At 51.5% G+C, this 23673-nt stretch carries 17 protein-coding genes; 3 read left to right on the top strand and 14 right to left on the bottom strand.

The window, feature by feature from the left end; genetic code table 11:
• Window positions 1-17 precede the first annotated feature (17 nt).
• Window positions 18-488 carry a GNAT family N-acetyltransferase gene (locus M3G15_RS17460; RefSeq protein ID WP_009226496.1) on the bottom strand — a complete coding sequence of 157 codons (471 nt, stop codon included), beginning with the start codon at window positions 486-488 and terminating at the stop codon, window positions 18-20.
• 95 nt (window positions 489-583) lie between these two features.
• On the bottom strand, window positions 584-1870 hold the full coding sequence (hflX, locus tag M3G15_RS17465; protein WP_009226497.1) for a GTPase HflX: 1287 nt from the start codon (window positions 1868-1870) through the stop codon (window positions 584-586).
• Between the two features lie 462 nt (window positions 1871-2332).
• On the opposite strand from hflX, the gene M3G15_RS17470 reads away from it, so the two are divergent.
• On the top strand, window positions 2333-2773 hold the full coding sequence (locus M3G15_RS17470; RefSeq protein WP_260071613.1) for a DUF2500 domain-containing protein: 441 nt from the start codon (window positions 2333-2335) through the stop codon (window positions 2771-2773).
• Window positions 2774-3142: 369 nt separating this feature from the next.
• A complete protein-coding gene (locus M3G15_RS17475) occupies window positions 3143-5491 on the top strand; it encodes a beta-galactosidase (protein ID WP_260071614.1) in 2349 nt (782 codons plus the stop codon).
• A 91-nt stretch (window positions 5492-5582) separates the two neighbouring features.
• Here M3G15_RS17475 and M3G15_RS17480 read toward each other — a convergent pair whose 3' ends face one another.
• Window positions 5583-6467 (bottom strand): SDR family oxidoreductase, encoded by an 885-nt coding sequence (locus M3G15_RS17480; RefSeq protein ID WP_260071615.1) that lies wholly within the window; start codon window positions 6465-6467, stop codon window positions 5583-5585.
• A 135-nt stretch (window positions 6468-6602) separates the two neighbouring features.
• Here M3G15_RS17480 and M3G15_RS17485 point away from each other — a divergent pair, with 135 nt between their 5' ends.
• Window positions 6603-7562, top strand: coding sequence for a helix-turn-helix transcriptional regulator (locus tag M3G15_RS17485; RefSeq protein WP_260071616.1), 960 nt, complete (start codon window positions 6603-6605; stop codon window positions 7560-7562).
• A 691-nt stretch (window positions 7563-8253) separates the two neighbouring features.
• Here the strand turns inward: M3G15_RS17485 and M3G15_RS17490 are convergent.
• The 11 genes from M3G15_RS17490 to M3G15_RS17540 form a co-directional block, all read right to left on the bottom strand.
• Window positions 8254-9114 carry an MBL fold metallo-hydrolase gene (locus M3G15_RS17490; protein ID WP_260071617.1) on the bottom strand — a complete coding sequence of 287 codons (861 nt, stop codon included), beginning with the start codon at window positions 9112-9114 and terminating at the stop codon, window positions 8254-8256.
• Window positions 9115-9138: 24 nt separating this feature from the next.
• On the bottom strand, window positions 9139-10893 hold the full coding sequence (locus tag M3G15_RS17495) for a glycoside hydrolase family 2 protein (protein ID WP_009226503.1): 1755 nt from the start codon (window positions 10891-10893) through the stop codon (window positions 9139-9141).
• A 234-nt stretch (window positions 10894-11127) separates the two neighbouring features.
• The gene (locus tag M3G15_RS17500; RefSeq protein ID WP_009226504.1) at window positions 11128-12066 is read right to left on the bottom strand and encodes an ArsR/SmtB family transcription factor; all 939 of its coding nucleotides are present in this window, start codon (window positions 12064-12066) and stop codon (window positions 11128-11130) included.
• Between the two features lie 91 nt (window positions 12067-12157).
• A complete protein-coding gene (locus tag M3G15_RS17505) occupies window positions 12158-13579 on the bottom strand; it encodes a family 43 glycosylhydrolase (protein ID WP_260071618.1) in 1422 nt (473 codons plus the stop codon).
• Window positions 13580-13581: 2 nt separating this feature from the next.
• Entirely contained in the window at window positions 13582-14514 is a 933-nt protein-coding gene (locus M3G15_RS17510; RefSeq protein WP_036646321.1) for a carbohydrate ABC transporter permease, read from the bottom strand.
• A gap of 14 nt (window positions 14515-14528) precedes the next feature.
• Window positions 14529-15500 carry an ABC transporter permease gene (locus M3G15_RS17515; RefSeq protein WP_009226507.1) on the bottom strand — a complete coding sequence of 324 codons (972 nt, stop codon included), beginning with the start codon at window positions 15498-15500 and terminating at the stop codon, window positions 14529-14531.
• Between the two features lie 119 nt (window positions 15501-15619).
• A complete protein-coding gene (locus M3G15_RS17520; protein ID WP_009226508.1) occupies window positions 15620-17365 on the bottom strand; it encodes an extracellular solute-binding protein in 1746 nt (581 codons plus the stop codon).
• A gap of 287 nt (window positions 17366-17652) precedes the next feature.
• On the bottom strand, window positions 17653-18618 hold the full coding sequence (locus M3G15_RS17525; protein ID WP_260071619.1) for a glycoside hydrolase family 43 protein: 966 nt from the start codon (window positions 18616-18618) through the stop codon (window positions 17653-17655).
• A 418-nt stretch (window positions 18619-19036) separates the two neighbouring features.
• Complete coding sequence (gene gtfA / locus M3G15_RS17530) at window positions 19037-20506, bottom strand: sucrose phosphorylase (protein ID WP_260071620.1); 1470 nt, start codon at window positions 20504-20506, stop codon at window positions 19037-19039.
• Between the two features lies 1 nt (window position 20507).
• Complete coding sequence (locus M3G15_RS17535) at window positions 20508-21419, bottom strand: carbohydrate kinase family protein (protein WP_397376638.1); 912 nt, start codon at window positions 21417-21419, stop codon at window positions 20508-20510.
• Between the two features lie 63 nt (window positions 21420-21482).
• Window positions 21483-23672: an alpha-galactosidase gene (locus tag M3G15_RS17540; protein WP_260071622.1), complete on the bottom strand. Its 2190-nt coding sequence runs from the start codon at window positions 23670-23672 to the stop codon at window positions 21483-21485.
• Between the last annotated feature and the right edge of the window lies 1 nt (window position 23673).

Consider the following 23673-nt stretch of genomic DNA (forward strand, 5'->3'; position numbering starts at 1 on the left):
CAAAAAGGGATGCTGCCCTATCGCAGCATCCCTTTGTATATTCCGGGCTCCGAGCCCTCAATCACGATCGCGCCGGTCGCCTTGGCGTAGAAATCTTTCGGGCCCGCGCCACCGATTACCGCATATCCGTAACCGTCCATCCGCATCAGGTCGAGCGTATGCAGCAGCAGCTGTTTGCCGATCCCCCGGCCCCGCTCCTTCTCATCAACGCCGGTGGGTCCGAAGAACCCTTTCATCGTGGCATCATAGCAGGCGAAGCCTAGCAGCTTTCCGTTTTCAATGGCGATAATACAGGAAACTGGCGAACGGGCAAGAGCTACTTCACATTCGCTTACCCAGTGCTCATTGAAATGCTCGCCTACCCATTTCGCGACAACATGCTTCTCCGGGCCGATGGCACGGCGAATGGTGATCCCGGTCCGGGCTTCGTACTGCTGGGCCGATTCGAAGGGGGGAAGATCGTATAATTTCACTAACATATCGGACATGCTTATCGCTCTCCTTTGTTAGAAAGACGTGTTTTGAGGGCTATTATACGTCTTCCCTTCCCATCCGACAACCGATAAGCGAAAATATTTTCCTGTCACTCCGCACCTTCGAGCACATACTCCTTATATCTTCCGTAATCGCTTTGCTTACACTCCAGAACGAGCTTTGTTCCCTCTTCCTCATAACTCGTCTCGAGCACGTTGGCCTGCTCATTCAAGTAAGAAACGAGGGACCCTTTATCGTACGGAATCAACATCGTGCACTTCACGTAGTCCTTGAAAATCCGCCGGCGGATTTCATTCACCAGCTCGGCAATACCGATGCGCGGCTTAGCGGCCAAGTAAATGATATCTCCCTGCACACTTGGGAATGCTTGCTCCGTCCGATCGGACTTGTTGTAGGCATAAATCATCGGGATGTCGGTGATGCCAATTTCCTTCAACGTTTGGTGCGTGATCTCGATCATCCGCGCGAATTCCGGGTTGGAATAATCAACGACATGGATCAAAAGATCCGCCTCAGCAACCTCCTCCAATGTGGATCGAAACGCCTTGACCAGGTGATGCGGCAGCCGGCTCACGAAGCCCACCGTATCCGTCAGCAAAAACGACTTGTTATCCTCCAGCGGGATATTGCGGACGGACGTCTCCAGCGTGGCGAACAGCATATCCTTCTCCAGCACCTGCTTCTCCATTCCGGGGGTATATGTTTCGAGCAGCGCGTTCATGATCGTCGACTTCCCGGCATTGGTATAGCCAACGAGCGATACGACAGGCACATCGTTCTTCTTGCGCTGTTTGCGTTGGGTTTGGCGATGGGCCACCAGCGTCTCCAGCTCACGGCTGAGCGCGGTGATCTTCTCCTCAATCCGCCGGCGATCAAGCTCCAGTCTCGTCTCCCCCGCACCGCGGTTCTTCGTGCCGACCCCGCCGCTTTGGCGCCCCAGCGATTCCCGCAGCCCGATGAGCCGCGGCAGCATATACTTCAGCCGGGCCACCTCAACTTGGAGCTGGGCCTCGCGGGTTTTCGCCCGTTCCGCAAAAATATCCAGAATCAGCAGCGTCCGGTCAATCACTTTACACTCCAGATCGGACTCCAGATTTCGCAGCTGCGACGGGGATAACTCATCATTAAAAATCACGAGATTGCCGTCGTGCGCCTCCAAGAGCGCCCGCACCTCGGCAATTTTGCCTGTACCGATATAATGCGACGGAGTGACCTTAGGCAGGTTTTGCGTAAGCACGCCCACGACTTCAATGTCGCAGGCCTCCGCCAAATTCGCTAGTTCTTCCATCGAATAGTCGAAATCCGACTGATGATTTAAATTCACGCCAACCAAGATGGCTTTTTGCTCTAACTGTTGTTGTTCCGTCATGGTCATAACCGAGTTCCTCCTTTATAGGAAAAAATAAACACAGGCACTACACCTGTGTTTACGCAAACGGTCCCTCAAACAGCCCGAAATCCACGAACAGAAGATCACGTCCCCGTTCGCGTTCCCGGCCAAATCAGGCATATTCTATTCTAAAGTTCCAATTGGTCCCCTTTATCATAGTACACCTATCCCGTTCGCTCTGCACAGGTGCAGAGCCTTTGGCAGTATTCAATTATACGCACAAAGTGGTGAAACGGAATTTAATGTACAACACGGGGAACCCTCCGTTCTTTTTATAGTGATTCCAGTTTATCACAATTCGTATGCGTTCACAATCCACGCGTTATCGAGCAGCCAGATTTTTTAGGAGGACGAAACAATATTTGCATTTTCACGTATATAAAGGAAGAACATAGACAGCAACCAGTCAAACTTGCGTTGTAAGTCAGAACAAAGGAGGCGGAACCCATGGGAGGATTCGATCCCTCTCCGTTTGGCGGAGGCGGCTTTGGGGGAGGCGGCGATATCATGTTTACCATCATCCCCGTATTTATGGTCATCTTTTTTGTTATTTTCATCGTGTTGATGATATCCAGTGGGGTCCGTTACGCCAAGAACGCCCGCTCCCCGCGGGAAACGAGATATGCGCGAATCATCTCGAAACGGATGGACGTGCAGCACAGCTCCAGTCACATAGGCAAAAATAACACGATGCACAGCTCGTCTTCTCGGACGTACTATTACATTACGTTGGAGTTTGATAACGGCAGCCGTCAGGAATATTTGGATGTCAAAAATCTGTACGGCCTTGTCGCCGAGGGCGATGTCGGATATGCCGCTGTCCAGGGTGATTGGATTGTGGCGTTTGAGCGCGATGTGTCGCAGCGTCCAAACGGTGGTACATATTAATGGCCTCCAGGCCAAAAAAACAAGGTGTTCCAAGGATGATCTTGGGACACCTTCTTTGATTGCTGGACACTTTTTTCGGTTTAAAGGCCCGCTCGCGGTACGACTCCCGCAAATACCCGACGACATCGTCGATTCTGGGATCCAGTACGGCCGGTGAATGGAATACCCCGCGGTTTCCGTATAATGCCCCGCAATTAGAATGCCGTAGGGACGCTCATCGTTGATAGCATAATCCGTCGTTTTTAGCCATATCCTCTCTTCCTTCAACCAGCAATAAACATCTAAAATGAATATAACCGATGTATACATCAACATCCAGATCCAACACGATCCATCGGATTTTAAATCCTTTAGGAGGCTGTTCTCTCTATGACCAATAACACAGCTGCAGTCCTAAGACTTGAAATCGGCCAAGCCAACAAAACGATCCGTCCCGGCAAACTAGCCCTGCACGCAGGAAGCAATCCGAAAGGAGAATCGTTTGGATTTACCAACTTCTATATGACCCGCAACGGCGAACCTGTGATTCCGGTCGTTGGCGAGTTTCATTTTTCCCGCTTCTCTTATTTGCATTGGGAGGAAGAGCTGCTGAAAATGAAAGCCGGCGGCGTTCATCTCGTTGCGACCTACGTGTTTTGGAATTTCCACGAAGAGGAGGAGGGCGTCTTCGATTGGAGCGGCAACCGCAATCTGCGGCATTTCATTGATCTCTGCGCCAAGCATGAGCTGCCGCTGATTTTACGGATCGGCCCGTTTTGCCACGGTGAGGTCCGCAACGGCGGCATCCCCGATTGGGTGTTCCGTTATCCGCTGGAGGTGCGCTCCAATGATGAGCGTTATTTGTCGCTGGCCCGACGTTTGTACCGGGAGATCGCCCGGCAAATTCAAGGTACCTATTATCAGGAAGGCGGCCCGGTGATCGCCGTGCAACTGGAGAACGAGTATATGCACGCTGGCGCACCGCTGGACGCCTGGGGATACAGCTCCGGTCAATACGTAACCGCCGGTACTGACGGCTCCGCGCATTTGGACGAATTGCGCCGGATTGCCGAGGAGGTTGGCATTCGTCCGCTGTTTTTTACCGCTACTGCTTGGGGTGGAGCCGCAGTACCTGAGGAGGGCACGTTACCCATGCTGGCTGGATACGCTTATACACCGTGGATCCCAAACCAACCGCCAAGCCGCGAGTTCCTGTTCCAGGATCTGCACGTTACGCCCGCCGAGCCGGTGAATTACGACAGCCTGGAGTATCCGGTAGCTTATTGCGAAATGGCCGGCGGCATGCAGGTCAGCTACAAGGCCCGGCCTTACGTGCCGGCGGAGAGCATCGAAGCGATGACGTTAGTGAAGATGGGCAGCGGCAGCAATCTCCTGGGTTATTACATGTACCACGGCGGTTCCAATCCCGTCGGCCGCAAGACGTTCTTAAACGAATCCGGTTTGCCGAAGATCACTTACGATTACCAATCGCCCCTAGGCGAGTTTGGACGGGTTGGTGATTCGTATGACCGCATCCGTACGATCTCGTTGTTTCTGCAAGCTTTTGGTCACCTTCTAGCTCCGATGGGGACCGTGCTGCCCGCAGGTCAGGAGCATATCGCACCTGAAGATACCCACAGCGTACGTTGGTGCGTCCGGCAAAAAGACGGCTCCGGATTTGTGTTCCTGAACAATTTCCAGGATCATGTCGACCTGCCGGATCGCCGGCTACGAATCGAGCTGGATACGCCACAGGGGAAGGCGTTCTTCCCTCAAACTGGCGAGTTCACGCTTCGGAGCAGGCTTGCCGCGATCCTGCCGTTCAACTTAGAGCTGGACGGATTGTTTATTGTGAGCGCCACCGTGCAGCTATTAACCCGGCTGGAAGCAGAGGACGAAACGTTGCTGGTGTTTTTTGCCCATGACGGAATGGAACCCGAGATCGTGATCCGCAAATCCTCGGTATCTGAAGTAGGAGGGGATGGGAGCCATGGTGCCGTTAAAGAAGACGAGGCGAACTGGATCGTTCGCCCAGCGACCGGCCGCCAACATCAGATCCGAGTGAAGACAGCCGAAGGCAGGGTCGTTCGTCTCGTCACCTTAACCCGAGATGAGGCGTTACTAACTTATCGTTTCGACGGGCTGTGGGGCCACGATAGGCTGGTCATCAGCACGAGCCATTTGGCGATAAAGGACGGGCAGCTTATCTGCACTTCGCCGGGACAAAACCAAGTGACCTTATCCCTCTATCCAGCACCTGTCCCATCGGCTGAATTGCGGAGCAGTGCGGGGGTGTTGCAAACTGCGGCAGAACCTGACGGAAGTGTGTTCCAAACGTATACCCTTGATTTTGCCGCTTATTTGCCCGAGCTGACTCTCAACTCTCCATCGGATCGCTCTGTACTGGTGGATGTCCCTGCTGACTGGCCGGAATCCGTATCGGACGTCTGGCTGCGTATCGAGTACGACGGCGATGTGGCCGCCGCTTACCTCGGTGACCGGATGTTGACGGATCATATCCATTACGGACAGCATTGGGAAATCGGGTTAAAACAAGTGCGGCACGAGCTGGAGAACCATCCGCTGCACCTCTCGATTACACCGCTTCGCCGAGGCACGGTGCATAGCTTCGTGAACCAGGCCTACGTGGAGCGATTTGAAGGGGTGGAGATCGCCAAAATCCACGACATTCAGGTCATCCCCCATTATTCCGCACGTTTATGGCCGCAAGGCAAGTAAAAGTCAAAAAGCGCGGGTGCAGGAGGAGTTTCTCATGCCCTCGCGCTTTTTTAGATAGGCGATAGGGAATCCGGACACGTCGTTCCTATGCTCAGTTCACCGGTAATCCCCGCTCGCGTGCAAAATTGCCCCAATGCGGCTTACGTCCGTCGATGTCAATGAACCCGTATTCGTCGGACAGGTCCCAGCTGGTCAGCGCTCGGCCGGTTTTGGCGTGGACGTTCGGGTCTGCGGCCAGAGCCGCCACTGCTTGCCCCACAAAATACGGCGTTTCGGATTCCGCGTATAACGGTTCCTTCTTGATGGCATCTCGCCAATTCGCTTCCTGAACGCCAAAATAGTCCAGCATCTGCTCGGAACGCAAAAATCCAGGAGTCACCGCCAATGCCGTCACATTGTGCGCCTTCAGTTCCTCGGCCATGGCTGCGGCCAGGTGGATCGGTGAGATTTTGGCCAGACTGTAGTACAGGTTCCCTCGATAGTTATAGGTCGATCCGTCGGTAATTTCGATGACCAGGCCTTCCTTCCGTTTGATCATCATCGGTACCCCGTAATAGCTCGTAATGAGATGGGTACGAACGGCCCGCTCCTGCATCAGTAACCCATCGGCCAACGGCTGCTCCCAGAACGGACTGTTCCAATGGGTGAGGTTCTCGCCGCCCCAAATGTCATTCACCAAAATGTCCAGGCGTCCGTTCTGTTCCTTGTCCACACGTTCAAACAAAGCCTTGACCTGCTCCGGCACCGTATGATCCGTGCGGACGGCGATCCCGATTCCGCCGCGAGCGGTTACCATTTCAGCCGTCTCGTCAATCGTCTCCGTTCGGCCGATGTCCGATGCTTCTCCCCGGACGCTCCGTCCGGTGCAATACACCGTCGCCCCAGCAGCCCCCAACATAACAGCGATTCCCCGGCCTGCTCCACGTGTTGCTCCGGCAACGACGGCCACTTTTCCCGCTAAAGGTTTCTTATCCATGGTTTCTTTCGCTTCCTTTCCAGATTGAATTTCGCACGTACCTTTGTAGAATATCAAAGTATATATGACATCTATTGTCTTATATCCATGGTATAATCATTCCACGAATCTAAAGAGGCGGGAGGGGGAGTTATTGTGCGTGCGGATCGTTTGCTAAATCTGCTGCTCTTGCTGCAGAACCGGGGAAAAATGAGCTCGCGCCAGCTGGCAGAGCTGCTGGAGGTGTCGGAGCGGACGATCGTCCGGGACATCGAGGCGTTGAGCGCGGCGGGCATCCCCGTGTACGCGGAGCGCGGCTCCCGCGGCGGTTGGGTGCTGGCGGACAGCTATCGGACGAACCTGACCGGCATGCGGCCGGAGGAAATCGTCTCGCTGCTGCTGACGAACCATAACGAGCTTTTGAAGGATCTGGGGATACAGGGGGATTTTCAGGCTGCTTATCAGAAGCTACTAGCCGCTGCCCCCGCCCCAATTCGGCAGGACGCCGAGATGATCCGCGAGCGCCTCCATATCGACGGGGCCGGATGGCACGCCTCGGAGGAGGCTTTCCCTTGGCTGGCCGCCGTGCAGGAGGCGGTATGGACCCAGCGGAAGCTGCGCATCCGCTACCGCAAGGAAGACGATGTCACCGAGCGGATCATCCATCCCCTGGGGCTTATCGCCAAACGCAACGTATGGTACGTAGCGGCCGAGCAGGAGCCGAACGGGGAGCTTCGCACGTTCCGCATTTCCCGGCTGGAGGAAGCCTCCCTGTTAGAGGAGACATTCGTACGGCCAGATGGGTTTGACCTGGCGGCGTATTGGGAGCAATCGACCACTCGCTTCAAATCGGAACTGCCCCGCTATCTCGCGCGGATACGGACGAACGAAACCGGGCTGAGCCAACTCCGCAGGGAGCGATTCATCAAAGTGCTTCATACGGAAGGACCGGACAACCAGGGCCAGATTCTGGCGGAGATCGACCTCCAGACACTGGACTGGGCATGCGGCGTGATCCTAAGGAACGGCCGGGATGTAGAAGTGCTGGAGCCGCAAGAGCTGCGAGAACGAGTGAAATCCGAAGCTCAGGCGATACTCACGTTGTATGAACACTAGGCTAGGTGACCCCCTCTTTGTCCGGACGCTTTTGCAGGATTATCCCCTTTGATCAGAGCGCATGGAAACAGATCCTCTCGGGAAGGAAAGGGTGGGGAAGGGACAGATGTTCGACTAGCTCCCCTCTCTCTGCCCGGACGCTTTGCAGGATTATCCCCTTTGATCAGAGCGCATGGAAACAGATCCACTCAAGAGAACGAAAAGCAGGGGGAGGGCCGGATTTTCGTGTAGTTCAGGATGGGTTGAGAGTGGTTCGTGGTGGATTCGGAATTCGTGCAGAATTGATGCGAATTGATTCGGAAATGCTGGGAATTGATCCGAGAATGGTTGGGAACGATTGAGATTGAATCAGAGCAAATTCAGGATTGATTTGGGAATGATTAAAGGTGATTCGGGATTGACTCGGGGTTGGTTCAAATTGCTTTTTGGATGGTTCGGGAATAGTTCGGGATCCAGTCTCGGACTTGTCCCTGATTTCCCGTTCCCTTATTCGGACACGCCTTCCGCCCCACGCCACCTGCTTACCTTCTGAACGAAAGGGATAATGATGCAAAAGAACCTCACAGAGGCACCCTGAACGAAAGGGATAATGTGTGAAAGTCCCCCCAGAAAGACTCCCCTCCCTCAACCACCTGCTTATAAAAAATAGCCGGCCAGAACAATCAACTTCTGGCCGGCTATTTTTTCACGGTTAGTCCAGCAGGAATGCGCGCGGCGATACGTAGAGGAAGCGCTCGGCTCTGGCCATCACGTGGACTTTCTGCTCGGGAAAATGTTCATACACATAATCCACGAAGTGCCCCGGCTTCTCTGCATTTACCGCGAACAGGTCATAATGCAGCGGGATCACTGTATCCACGCCGATTTCCTGGGCGAAGTGTGCCGCTTCCCGGTAATCCATGTTCCCAACGATTCCGCGCCGCTGGCGGAAGTAATCCCGCCCGTTGATCGGCAGCAGGGCGATGTCCGGTTTCAGCTCACCAACTCGCTTGATCAATTCCGGAAAAACCAACGTATCCCCGGCATGATAAAGCGTCACGCCGTTAAGCTCCAAAACGTACCCGACGTACCGGGGGCAGCCGTCCGCATCCCGTTCCAACTGCTCATGGGCCGCCGCAATTGGCGTTACTCGCAGCTTGGAGAAGAATTCCAGCGGCTTACGGTCGTCTGCGGTGATGAGCAGGGAGTCCGGTAGGCCCATCTCCTGCAATGCCGGCTTGCAGCACGCCGGTGCGAGGATCGGCGCCTCCGGACTGCTGCGATGCAGCCACGGCAGCGTCCGCGCATCCATATGGTCATCGTGTTCATGCGTAATCAGGCATAGCTGAACGCCTTCAATCTCTTCCGGTGCAATGGGCGCAGGAAATGTGCGCCGCCAATCGCCGTCGTCCAGATCGCCCGAGAGATAGGGATCTACGTAAATCGTGATCCCATCCCCTTTAACGATGACGCTTTCCTGGCCAAGATACCAAATCGCCAAGGTTCCGTAGGGGGCTTTCGTCCGGGCGATCTCGCGGATCAATGCGGCGCCTGTTCGCTGATTTTGAGTCATTAGATAGGGGCACTCCTTGATTTTTTAGGTTCCCGCTACAATCGAACGAATGGTTTCCAGAGGCAGCTTCGGCTTACGATCATAGGTCAACAGGCCATTAATTTCCTGCTCCACGTCCGTAAACTGGGTATAGCAGAAGCCTTGAACCACCGGAGATTGCAGCATCGGTACGATAACATTCTTTAGCCGCAACGCAAAATCCTCCTCATTCTCCGCACCCGAGTACCCCCAGCCTTCCCATTCGTTCACCTTAAAGGATATCCCGCCAAACTCTGTGACCAGAATCGGCTGCCCCTCGTAAGGGAATCCGGGCACCAGAATCACCCGATTACCGGGAGCAGCAGTCAAAGCCGATTCGACCGTTGCATACCGTTCCTCCAGCTTTTCCCTACGCCACTCGTAGTCGTGAATCGTCACAAGGTCGGTGGTAACCAGTTCCCATCCGTCATTGGAAATGACCGGGCGCGTGGGGTCCAGCGATTTGGTCAGGTGGTACAGCGATACCGCGTGGTGCTGCTGCTGCTTGTCAATCATAATGTTGGTCACGCCCCAACTTTCGTTCAGCGGAACCCATGCCACGATGCAAGGATGGTTAAAATCCCGCTCCACCGCCTGCATCCATTCCCGCGTCATCCGGCTGACATACTGCTCAGTGAACTGGTAGGCGTTCGCCATCTCCCCCCACACCAGCAGACCCAGCTTGTCGGCCCAATACAAGTAGCGGGGATCTTCGATTTTCTGATGCTTCCGCACCCCGTTCAGCCCCATGGCCTTCACCAGCTCCACGTCCCGGCGCAAGTCCTCGTCGCTTGGCGCGGTCAGCAAGCCATCCGGGAAGTAACCTTGATCCAGCACCAGCTTCATATAATAGGAACGATTATTTAAGTGCAGTTTGCCGGATTCCACTGAAATTTTGCGCATCCCGAAATAGCTATAGACCGTGTCCACGGGCATACCATCGATCAGCAGCGTTAGCTCTAGATCGTACAAATTGGGGCGCTCCGGCGTCCACCAGCGTCCCAGACCATGATCGTTAAAGTCATCCAGGTGAATCACCCGGCGACCCGACTCATGACTTAAGGAGAAGCAATCCTCAGCGACAAATTCGCCGTTAAACGTGATGACGGCTTTCATGCTGGCTTTAACGGAGGCGCTGTGCCCTGCCAAAAACACCTCAAGACCGATATCATTCTTGTCGATGTCCGGGATCAACCGAATGCGATCAATTCGTGTCGTTGGTACCGGCTCAAGCCAGACGCTCTGCCAAATCCCGGTCGTGCGGGTGTAAAAGATGCTCTCCGACTGATCCTTCCAATACTGCTTGCCCCGCGGCAGGGAGACGTCGCGGCTGTAGTCCGTCGCCTTCACGACAACGATATTCTCGCCTTCATCAAGCACATCCGTAATATCCGCCTTAAACGGCGTATGTCCGCCTTCATGCATCGCCACCAGATGCCCGTTCACCCATACTTTGGCCTCGTAATCCACGGCGCCAAAATGCAGCAGCAGCCGGCCAGCCTTATAGTCTTCCGGTACGGTAAAGGTTCTCCGGTACCAGACCTGATCGTGTACGGTTGGATCGCCGATGCCGCTCAGCTTGCTCTGGTAGCAGAACGGCACGTTGATTTTCCGGCCAAAATCATGTTTCTCGTACCATCTTTCCCTTTCACCAATCCCTTGGTCGTCAAATTCAAACTCCCATTCTCCGTTTAAACTCATCCAAGCGTCGCGGACAAATTGGGGACGAGGGTACTCGTTACGTAAAGGTTGACTTGTCATTTTTCCGCTCCTTCGGGTCTCAATTTATTGTTTTTGTTTTAATACATAATTTTTGTATCTTTTAAGCTAAATATATCCCCGAACTCATATTTTGTCAACGCTTTCAGCTGATTTTTCTAATCATATTAGGCATTTTTATTTTACGAACTTTTTGGAATTAAGTATCTGCAATACAAAAAAAACCACCAACTCCCCAAGGAGCCGATGGTTAGATTAAAGCTTCATTGAATATAATCAAGCGTCTTCATCCAAAGTGTAGGCGACCTGCAGAACCAGGTCCTGGTCGTAATCGCCAAACTGCTTGCCGAATAGATTAACGCCGCCCTTATGGATCGCATCCGGCTTGACGCCGATCCGCACACGCAGACTCGGCCGTTGATCGAGGTTCAGATCGTTGATCGTGACGTCGGAGACTTTCTGCATATCGAGCGTCGTGCGTTCGCGGTCAACTCGCCATGTTTTCAACAAGCCGTATTGCGTCATCCAATCTTCCCACCAGGACGGATTTAATGCGCCGCGCCGATCCCCAAAATCCCCGGGACTCGTCCACATGCCGATCTCAACGCCATTAATCCATACGGAAATATCTGAAGGCCAGTCATTGTCATAGTTTGGTGCTTCCGAGCACATTTCCATTGACAACTCCAGCGATTGAATGCGCGCATTCTGCGGAACTTCCAGCGGGAACTGGTACTCCACATACCCTTTACGAAACCACAGAATCTGCGCCCCCACATGCTTAGGGTGGTAGAAGCTGGCCGGCTCATCCTCCCGAACCAGCATCCCTTCGCTGGATGCCATGCCGCACGTCGGATGAACCTCACAATCGCTGTAATGCCCGATCGGCATTTCAACCTCGTAAAACTTCATCCCGTCCTTGGACGTCCGGATGCTCGAGTTCAACGAGATGAGAATATCGTCGTAATTGCGGCTGCACACCTTCATCGCACCGCGGACGGCCGGAAGCAATTCCGTATTAATCAGCTTGGCTGCTTCCAATATCTTGACGTTGTTCGCCACCGTAGACACTGGCAGCTCCAGCGTCTCGGCAAGCTCAATGATATTCATGCTCCGCGTGTTGAGCAGGCGAAGAATGTCTACGCGAGACCGTGTAGAGAGCGCGTGCGCCACTTGAACCAGCTTATCCGGTTCGTGTATCCCGACTTCCAGCATAGGAACCTCCGTATCCGTATTCCCAAAAAATGATCTTACTTTCTTGACTTTACTACAATAAGCTGTAATAAATCAAGATTCATAAAGGTTATCACGATTCCGGGATCTTCAACGGCATCAGATCAAAGCAGTCCAGTTCAAACTCCCCGCGATTCTTGGTGAATCGCAGCTTGTTTGTCCCATCCTTCAGCTGAATTTTGGCAGTGGACAATCCCCAGTTGTTCCATCCCTTCGGGTGAACCGCCACGGTAACGGAAGATCCCATATCAACGCTTAAATCAAAATAGGCCATTTCTCCGGCAGCGCTCCCGTTTGCGGTTCTCGCCAGCAAGAGATACTCTCCCGCCGCAGCTTGGACGGAATACTCCGCGTAGCTGTCTTCCTGCTCAAACCGTCCTACGCTCTTTCCACCGGAACCCGCAGGATTCTCCAGCACAGTCACACCGTCTCCAAGCTGCCCCTTCTCCGCTTCATAGCGGATGCGGCTCGCCTCTCCGGACGGCAAGGATAGCGGGAGGTTCGGGTCTACTGGAACCCCTAGATTCGGGGTGTTATCCGCATTCCAGGTAAAGGGCTGCATCCGCACTTCCCGGTTCCAGCCGGCATCCTTGTATTTCGCCACGTGATATACAATCCAATCCTCTGTACCGTCAGGTGACGTGGTGAAGGAATGGTGTCCCGGGCCGTACAGCCCGTTGCCGGACACAAAAATTGGTTCCTCCCTCTTATGCCATGAAGCCGGATCGAGCAAATCGCTGGTCACATCTGCCGTGATCAAGCCCAGACAATAATCGTTCGTCCAGCTTCCGCTCGCCGAGTAGACCAGATTAATGGTTCCGTTTCGAACCGCCACCTGCGGACCTTCATTGACATGCGGCGAATGGTTCGTTTCCCAGGCATAGGTCGGCCGGGCGATCTCCACACGCTCCGAATCAATCGTCCAGGGGTTACTCATATGGGCGATGTATAGATTTTGACGAACATTCTCGTCCCCTTCCCAACCGGACCAAATAAAATACAATTCGCCGTTCACCTGCAGAACGGTCCCATCAATGGCCCAACGATTGGCGGCGTCGGTGATTTGCCCTTTTTGCTTCCATACACCTTGTAATGGATCGGTCGAGGTATTCTCCATCACGTACATGCGATGGTTCACGTTGTCCCCGTCATCCATGGCGTAATAAATATACCAGGCTCCATGAATATAATGAAGCTCGGGAGCCCAAATGCCGTGGCCGCCTGTCGGAATCACCCTCCGGGGAGCGGCATCCACCCCCGTCATACTGGCGGATTTCCAAACCGTCACGTCACCGCCGGTGGTTTTCGTGAAGTAATAATACCCGTCGGTATGTTTATACATCCATGGATCTGCCCCGTCCTGCATCAGCACATTATAGAAATCATCCCGTTCTTCACCCGCCCTACCGGAGCCAGAACAACCTACCTGCGCCAATAGAAACAGACAAATGGCAGGCAACAGCGCTTTCCCGAATTTTCCCGTTTCCATCTTCATTTTCACCCTTTAATTGACCCGACGTAGACACCTTTAACAAAATACTTCTGCAAGAACGGATACACGCACAAAATCGGAACCGTGGATACAACGATCGCGCAATATTTCACCAGTTCCCGGAATGCGGTCGAGCTCTGAGCACTGTCGATGACGACGCCTCCTGCACTGCCGATCGTGGTTGCCGTGGAATCGTTGGCGACCAAAATTTCCTTCATTAATAGCTGCAGCGGGAACAGCTCCCGATCCTTCAGCAAGACCATCGCGTTAAACCAGGAGTTCCAGTTCCCCACCAGATAGTACAGAAAAATAACGGCCAACGTCGCCTTGGACAGCGGCAGAATCACCCGGATCAAGATGGCAGCCTGGCTTGCCCCATCGATCGTTGCCGCCTCTTCCAGCTCTGCCGGCAGCGACTGGAAGCTGGTTCTTAAGATAATGATATTCCACGTGTTCAGCGCGGTCGGCAAGATCATCGCCCACAGGTTGTTATATAAATGGATATCTTTCATTAATAGAAACCAGGGAATCAACCCGCCGCCAAAGAACATCGTGATCGTAATCAGAATCATGATGAAATTTTTGAAATAGAGATCTTTTCTCGACAGGACAAAAGCGCCCATGATCGTCATGACCATATTCACCAACGTGCCTAACCCTACGTAGATGATCGTATTTTTATAACCAACCAGCAGGCTGTTGTCCTTAAAGACCAGCTTATATCCATCCAGCGTAAATCCAAGCGGCTTCAACAAAAGTCCGCTGTGTGCCATCAGCGCCGTCGGGTTGCTGACCGAGGCCAGCAAAATATGCAGCAAGGGATAGAAGCAAATTAGCGTAATCGCGGTGAGCATCATGTAGTTCATGACGTCAAACACGCGATCCCCGGTCGTCATAGGCTTCCAGTGTCGTCGTTTCAGCTTTTTGCGACTGGACATGGTCATCCCCCTTTCTACCATAAGCTCACTTCCGAAGTACGCCGGGCGATTCGGTTCGTCGCCCACAGCAGCGCAAAGTTGATCACGGCGCTAAACAAGCCAACCGCGGTGGAGAAGCTGAGGCTGGCTTCCCGTAAGCCCCTTCGATAGACATAAGAAGCGATGACGTCTGCCGTATCGTAAATGAGAGGGTTGTAAAGCAAAATAATCTTCTCGTATCCGGACGCCATCAATCCGCCAATCGCAAAAATAAACAGAATCACGATAATCGGCGTAATTTGCGGCAGCGTAATGTACCACATCTTTTTGACTCGACCGATTCCGTCAATCTCGGCTGCCTCATACAAAGCAGGATCGATCGAACTCATCGCGGCCAGATAAATGATGCTGTCCCAGCCGATGTTCTGCCAAATCCCGGAAAACGTATAGATCGGCCTAAAAAAGCCGGAGTATCCGAGCAGCGAGGTGTAGTCCTTGCCCGTGATCCATTGCAACACTTGCGTAACAATGCCTTCATCCGCCGTGAAGATATGAATGATCCCGCACACGACCACCAAAGAGATAAAATGGGGCATATAGGTGATCGTTTGTACGGTTTTTTTGAACTTCCCGTCGCGAATTTCATTCAGCAGCAACGCCAAAATGATCGGTGCCGTAAATCCAAACACGATCCCCCACACATTAAGGAGAAGCGTATTCTTGGTCACCCTCCAGAAGTACGGCCCCTGAAAGAACTCTATGAAATGCTTCAAACCAACCCATTCGCTTTGAGCAAACCCAAGCAACGGCTTATAATCCTTAAACGCGATAAGCACTCCCCACATCGGACCGTAACAAAAAACCAGGAACCAAGCGACAACCGGAAGGGCCAGCAAATAAACAAACCAGTTTTTTCTCAGATCTTTTTTGATCCTGGTTCGCGTGCTGTTTGGCTTCGGAGCCTCTGAGGAAGGAGCGATTTTTCTTGATTTACGGACGATCTCCATGAACGTATCACCTACTCTTCTTATTCCGAATTCTCTGAAACAATAACGAGGGGCCCAAGCTTAACCAGCCCCGGTCACCCTCGTTATATTTCTTGCTCGATCTTTAGGCCAAACGGCGATTATCTGCTGTTGTAACGATCCAATGCTGCCTGATGAATGCTCAGGAATTCGTCCAACCCCATCTTCTTAGCTTCTTCTAAGAACTTGTCGTACGCGTCCACCGGCAACTCGCCTTTGATGATCTTGGCAAAATATTCACCCCGGAGCGTAGACAACTGGTTCCCCAGTTCCGCCTCCCGTGAAGCTTCCTCTTTCGTAAACGAAATCGGAGGCATAGCCGCGCTCGTATCCATGTTCTCGGTCCAATATTTCCGAATTTCGCCGGAGTAGCTGCCTTTCGCTACGATCAGCGGGTTGGAGTTATGCTCGTCGCGAATGTCCGGCCAAATATGTCTGCGATATTTATCGAGTGCCACTGCTACCGGCTGGCCATCCGGATCATTGTACATGTAGCTGTTCTCTGGATAATAAGGCTTGCCGTTCTCATCAATGAGGTGAACCGTACCGTATTCTCCGTAGTTATAGATTTCCCAGCCCTTCTTGGTGTAGGCGAAATCCAACCAGGCCATGGCCGCTTCGACGTTATCACATTGGGTGGTGATGGCAGCCTCTGTACCCGTTCGCTTAAAGTTCTTGTACGTTGTTGCGGATTGATCCCCCTTGTTCAGCACAGGGTTCAGCGCGCCAACAAAATCGATATCATTTTGTTCCTTCCAATAGCTCCACATCGTGTCCGGCGAATCCATCATAACCGCGGTCTTGTCGGAAATGGCGCTGGCCATTCTTTGGTTGAAGTCAGCCGTTGCCCAGTCTTTGTTGAGCAGCCCTTCTTTGTTCCATTGCTGCATCATGGCCAGGTATTCCTTGGCCTTCGGTTGTGCTGGACCCCAGGCTACTTTGCCGTTGCTGTCCACGAAGGTCCAATCCCACACGCCATAAGCGCCGTTTAAAATCCCGGTAAAGATCTGACCATAGTTTGATCCGTAGTTCAGCGGCTCGCTGTACCCCACTTCCTTCGCTTTGGTCAGGAAGGTGTGCCATTCATCAATCGTTTCAGGCACCGGAAGCCCTGTCTTATCCAGCGCTTCCTGCTTGATCAGCATCCCGAACCACATCCATTCCGAATAAGGAGCAACGCCGTAGAAACCAAGCAGTTTGCCGCTGTCGGTGACCGTCGTTTTTCTTCTCGTCTCGTCAGAATTGCGCCAAGCCGTATAGTTCGGAGCATACTTCTCCATCAAATCGGTCAGATCCAAATACGCTCCATCGTTAACGCCCGCCTCAAAGCCTCCAGGGTACCGGCCAGGCTCAATGATGATATCCGGCAAATCTCCGGAGGACATCATCAAGGTAAAGGCATCCGCTTCCTGCCCTACCGGCGGAGTGATGAAGTTGACTTTAATCCCCGTCAGCTTCTCCACTTGCTTCTGGATCGCGTGGTTGTTCATATCCGGGATGTTGCGATTCGCAGGCATCCAGACATCCAGCGTCACTTCTTCTTTGAAAGGGTAAGCAGAGTAGTCGTTTGGAATTTTCTCATCAAAAATATCACCCAGATACGTATCGTTGAGCGTCGTATTCACTTCGTTGATTTGCTCTGGAGTCGGAGATGTATTCCCGCGAATATCCTGACTGATGTCGGTAAACGCGGTTTCCTTCTTCTGTGGCTCCTCGGTAGCATTCTCGCTGGTGTTATTGCCTACGTCAGCCTTTTTCGAACCGCCCCCGCTGCAAGCCGTAATCATGGAGACCGCAAGAATAAAAACAAACAGAAAACTTAAGATACGTTTTGACTTGTTATTCATATGAACCTCCCGATTATTGATTTCAAACGCAACAACCCCCGATATTTCCGCTTGCACTCATCGCCCTTTTCGGATCGGTTCAACCCCCTCTGTCATCAAATGACTCACCGCGAAATTATATTATTGTTTTATTACAATAATTTTGTATCTTTGCGTTGATTATAATCCCCGTTCGACGTGATGTCAACGCTTTCATTTACGAAGATAACGATTTTTTTTAATAAAATAACTTGTTGTTTCAAATCAAACTATTAGTTTCAAAAAAACTGTAATTAATTTCGCACCCTTTATTCTCCGGCAGGCCGCGGGATCGGCACCCCCGTGCCGACAGGAACCCCGAAATCCGGCATTCCGTTTGCTTTCCAACCAAATTTTTGGAGTCTTGTGCTGCGGGGAGAACCAGCGGAGCGGGGTTGCTCGGCTTCCGAGTAATCGTACGCATGGTAAACGATCCAATCCTCGGAGCCGTCGGGAGATACGGTAAAGCTGTTATGCCCCGGGGCATAGACCCCGGCGGAAGGATTTTTTGCAAAAACCGGGCCGTCTTCCTTGATCCAGGAGTTCGCATCAAGCAGATCTGCGGTCTCCGGGATTCGCGTTATGCCTAAACAGTAATCATCCGACCACGTTGCGCTCGCCGAGAAGACAAGGAAGATCCAACCGTTGCGCCGCAACAAGACAGGGCCTTCGTTAATCGCCATCCCGCCTTGCTTCTCCCACGGCTCCGTTGGGGCTGTAATCAGCACGTTTGGACCGGTTAACGTCCAAGGATTGGTCATTCGAGCAGCGTAAACCGCTGAGCCGTAATCCGGAAAATGGCCATAACCGGAATAAAAGAAATACAACTCCCCTTGATGTTGGATGACAGTTCCGTCTAACCCTGGGAACTCCGTGTTCACCACGCCTTTAAACTGCCACTCATCGTTCATCGGATCATCGCCCGCAAGTTCAAGCACGCAGATGCGTCGCGTTGCGTCCCCGCCGCCGTCATTAGCTGTATAGTAGATATACCAGCGTCCATCGATGAGATGCAGTTCCGGCGCCCACAGATTGAAGGAATAGGGGCCGTTTGGCTCAAGCGTCCACACGGTCTTCGGTTGAACATTCCCAAGTCCGCTCAAGGTTGGACTGTGCCAAAGAGCGATGCGGTCGCCCAAGGTCACCATCATGTAATAGCTTCCATCGGGATGCCGAATGACCCAAGGATCCGCACCATTTGACAGGATCGGATTAACAAACGTTTGATTCTCCATCGTTCTCCCTCCTAAGTACGAGATATCGTCCTAAAGTGATAGTAAAGTATTGTTTTATTACAAACATTTTACTTCGTTTTCATCACAATAATCGGTTATTCGGCGAATGTCAACGTTTACATTTTGGGGAGCAGCACAAAAAAAGCTTATGTCCGCGCATCCTTGGGTGAAGTGCACCCCTTATAGTGGACATTGAAAAAACACCCTGGTGTTAAACCGATGAAAACTATAGGGGGTGCTTTTCGTATGGCAAAAAAGGGGCAGAAGTATAATGCTCCCATAGGCTGAGACACGGGAGCGTGAAAAATAAGTTATAATGAAACGGGTGCGATCGACGTATTAATCGGAAACAAAACAACCAGTCGCAGATTCACATCAGACGACTGGTTGTTTTATCATTTTAGGTTTCGCTTCACGATCAAATTACGTATTGAGTAACTAATCCATGCTTGTCTACATAAGTAATGGTTGATTGCATGGTCGTTAATTGAACCCGAAGCCTGCAATAGCTATTGTCTTTTTTCCAAGCAAGAATGACTTCCTCATTGGCTGAGTCAAGCACCTCAAACTCACCGTCAAAAGCTTCATATTCGTTTCTAAATCGGATCAGTTTCAAGAGGCGCTGGACAACTTTTTTATTCAACGATTGCTCAATCTCTTCAAGCGTATAGTTATGACGGTTGATCTCCCGCCCTTCTCCGGTCATCTGAACTCGATCCAGATCATTTTCTCCAGCCAGCAAGCCAACATAATAGACTTGAGGAATGCCCGGTGTGAAGAACTGAATGGCCCGGGCTGCGAGATAAGCATCGTCGTCACAGCCAAGGAGCGAGTAGTAGGTTCCTCGAATCTGATGTACATCGAAACCCTCTTCGCCCTTATGTTCATCGGAGAGGATCAAGCTCAAATTCGCTCCCCTGCTGACACAAACATCAACGAGCCTTCTTGCTTCCTTCGGATCAATCAAATCATCCAAATCAGGCTTAACAGGAACACCGTCATGACAATCCAACATCGTAAATTGATTGTGCGGCCGAACCTGTAAATACTTTCGGAGTTGCATGCTATTTTTGTTGACCAAGGTATCAAGAATACGGTAGGGAAGGATAAAGTCATATATCCAGAAGCCATGTTCGGCCAGTTTATATTGAATGGTATAGTGCGAGTGAATCTCCGGTAACAATTCAATCCCCAGCGAATCAGCAAGCTGTTTGACCCAGTCGAGAAAATGGTAAATATCCGGTTCTACAAAAAAACAGCTGGTCCCTAGCTTCTTGATCACATAACCCACCGCGTCCAGACGTACAATTTTGACGTTATGCTTCTGGAATTTCTGAAAGAAGGAAGTGAGGAGGCGTTTGGTTATTTCTGAACGAACATCGAGATCAATTTGCTCGGACGGATCAGTCTTGCCAAAGGTTGTCCATACCTTCACTTCTTCTCCGGTATTTCTTAGCGTAAACGTCGAATAAGGCAACGGCCTGCGCAAGAACATCTTATCGATGTCAGACTGCACTGGGTTGCCGTCACTCCAGAGTTTGTCTAGAGTAAGAAACAAATCAGCGTATTTAGAGCTTCTGCCGTGTTGGAGAAAATCCTTGAAATAGTCCGATTTCTGAGAGATATGATTCACCATAAAATCAACTAATACGTCAAACCGTTCCCCAATCTCCCGGATATCCTCCCATGTGCCAAACCGAGGTTCGATTTCCAGATAAGTCAACGGGGCAAAGCCTCGATCACCGGATGAAGGAAATGGAGGAAGAATATGAACTCCGCCTTTACAAATATCGTAGAAATACGTCTCCAGTACGTAACGCAGCGCTTTTAAATCCCCGCCTAACGAATCCGGATAAGTGATGAGTTGAACCTGATTTTTGATGGTCATCTCATTCTCCCCCATTCATTTCTTCAAAGTATTCTAGTCTTGGCAGATCTACGATAGCGCCAGTGTACTGCAATTGATATGCACTGGCCGCAAATCCGAGGGTGAGCGACTTCCGTACCGAATGCCCCCTAACGAGCCCGGCATAAAATCCAGACCAGAAAGCATCCCCCGCCCCCGTTGTATCCACGACCTCTTTAGCCATCGTACCGAAACGAAGCATATCGCTGCCATTGGTCACGATCGCTCCATCCTGACCTAGTGTCATCACTACAAGCTTGGCGCCAAGGTCAACAAATCTTCTCACATGATTTTCCGGCGTATCTCTGCCGAATAACCTATCCGCATCATCTGCAGAAGGCTTGACGATATCAACCTTGCTGATCACGGACTCAATATAGGAGACGCCGGCTTCATCCTTAGGCCAAATCATCGGGTGATAATTGGGATCAAAACCAATCAACACATCGTGTTGTTTGGCAATCTTCAGCACCTGCTCCATCGTCTGGCGAGCGGGCTCTCTGGATATCGGCCAACAGGAGAAATGGACAATTTTAGATTGAGTGACAAGTTCCTGTAACAACAGCGTGTAAGACAGTTGGTAATCCGCATCTCGATAGAAAATAGGCGTTGGAGTCGAACGACTCTTGTTGACAACAACCATGCTAGTTGAGCCGTCAACCCGTTGAATCCCCTGTGTGTCCATACCTGCACATCGAAGCTGATTTATCAAAAAATCTCCAAATGCATCCTGTCCTACTGCAGCGGAAACAAGAGAACGCAGGCCTAATCGGGTCGTGTTAATGGCAATATTCGAGGGAGATCCCCCGAAATGTTTGTGGTACGTATTGCCTTCATGCTTATCGTCATATTCTGAAGAAATCATATCAATCAGCAGCTCCCCGACTGTCAGCACATCATGGCTTCGCGTTGGAAAAGCTATTTTATCATCAAGGTGGATCAATCTTCTTCAAACCTTTCATTTGTGATGATTAAGTTTGTACCAGAGGCTTACAAAGTCTTCTGTGTGATTCGGCACAGGCAGCCCCACTTCCATAAGGCGATCACCGCGATAATTCACATCCAAGCTGCTCACCGTATAGTCAAGTTGCGGGTCAAGTCCTTTTAATTTGAGCCGGCGTAAAGGCGCATTGGGTTCTGCTAATACACGGAAGTAGAAAACAATGGCCTCCGTACGATCCTCCGATACAAACATCCACGCCGTCTCGTTCCCGCGAAACGGACTTTTCAGACGATATAAGTTTCCATTCTGAATCAGATGACGATTTTCCTTATAAACGGAGACCTGCTCTTTCATGATTCTCTTCTCCTCGTCTGTAACAAGGGTGAGATCAAGTTCGTATCCGAAGTTGCCAGACATGGCCACGTCTCCCCGCATTTTAAGCGGAGTGATCCGGCCTACTTGATGGTTCGGAACCGCAGAAACGTGAGCGCCCATCGTACTAACTGGATAAACCAGACTGGTGCCATATTGGATTTTTAGACGTTCAACGGCATCCGTATTGTCGCTGGTCCAGGTTTGCGGCATGTAGTAAAGCATCCCCGGATCAAAGCGCCCCCCGCCGCCGGAGCAGCTTTCAAACAGGATATCGGGGAATCTTGTCGTCAGCTTCTCTAATACTTCGTACAGTCCAAGAATATAACGATGCGCGGTTTCCGACTGCCGATTTGCCGAAAGTGCCGCAGAACCGATCTCCGTCATATTCCGGTTCATATCCCATTTCACATAAGCGATTGGCACCGTGGAGAAAATCACGCTTAACGTCCCTAGAATATAATCGCGTACATCTGCTCTGGAGAAATCCAGAACCAACTGCGTACGGGCTTCAGTCCGCCGCCGATGCGGCACATGTAAGCACCAATCCGGATGACGACGGTACAAGTCGCTGTCAGGCGAAACCATCTCCGGTTCAACCCAAAGCCCAAATTTCAATCCTAACTGATTCACACGATCCGCCAAATCTTGAAGCCCATTCGGAAGCTTCTTGTTGTTTACAAACCAATCGCCCAAAGAGCTGGTATCATCATCCCGCTTGCCGAACCAACCATCGTCAAGAACAAACAGCTCGATCCCGAGATCCGCCGCTTCTTTCGCGATAGCTTCGATTTTCTCCGCATTAAAGTCAAAATAGGTCGCTTCCCAATTGTTCACCAAAATAGGTCGCTCTTTATCCCGATGGGCTCCCCGGCATAGACGAGTACGGTACAACCGGTGATACGTTCTCGACATTTCGCCCAGACCTTCCGAAGAGTAGACCATCACCGCTTCGGGAGTTTGAAACGCTTCCCCTGGTTCAAGCAGCCAACTGAAATCAAACGGATTAATCCCGATCGACACCCGGGTTGTTGCGTACTGATCCACCTCCGCCTCGATCGCGAAACTTCCACTATAGATCAGGCTAAAGCCAAAAACTTCACCTTGATCTTCATTGGCATCAGGCCTCAATAAAGCCAAGAAAGGATTAAGTTGATGGCTGCTGGATCCGCGGCGGCTCTGAAGCTGAACTGAACCTTGATCAAGAGATTTTCGCTTCACATGACGCTCCTTCGCCCAAGCTCCAGCCAAATACAAGCAGTCGTAATCGGAATCTGCAAAATCTAGAGCCGCACTGAAAGCACGAAGCAACCGTACGGGTTGCGTTCCTTCATTCACAAAACGAACCGAACGGGCAATGGCGCTAAACTGCTCGAATACGGTATAACACAACACCGCGACCAACCCAGAATACGCATCAACCAGCTCCAATTCCAAGGTTTCTGCTTCTTGCTCTGTTTCGGTATACACTGAGGGCAGACCCACTAGCTCCGGTTTTCCAGGATAAATCCGGTGTCCACGGTAAATTAACTCTGTAATCCGGCTGCCGTCCTCCAGTTGAACCTGATAAGCAGGATGCCGAAAATCGCTTGTCCCATATTGAGGATACTCCTGAGGAAGGGTATCCAAAGAGATCCGCTTGTCTTCCAATGGGTTTGGACTAAATGAACCTCGCTCCTGGAGCATCAGAAGATGCTCCAAATTCCCGTTTACGTCCAGCTTCTTTCCCCAGTAGGCATGGGCAGGATAACCCTGTACCAGTTGGATGATGTAACTCATATCCTTCGATTGCAAATGAAACTGCTTCAGACTTTCTTGAAAGATAATAGACACT

This window comes from Paenibacillus sp. p3-SID1389 (genome assembly GCF_025151705.1).
In the GTDB taxonomy this organism is placed as follows: domain Bacteria; phylum Bacillota; class Bacilli; order Paenibacillales; family Paenibacillaceae; genus Fontibacillus; species Fontibacillus phoenicis.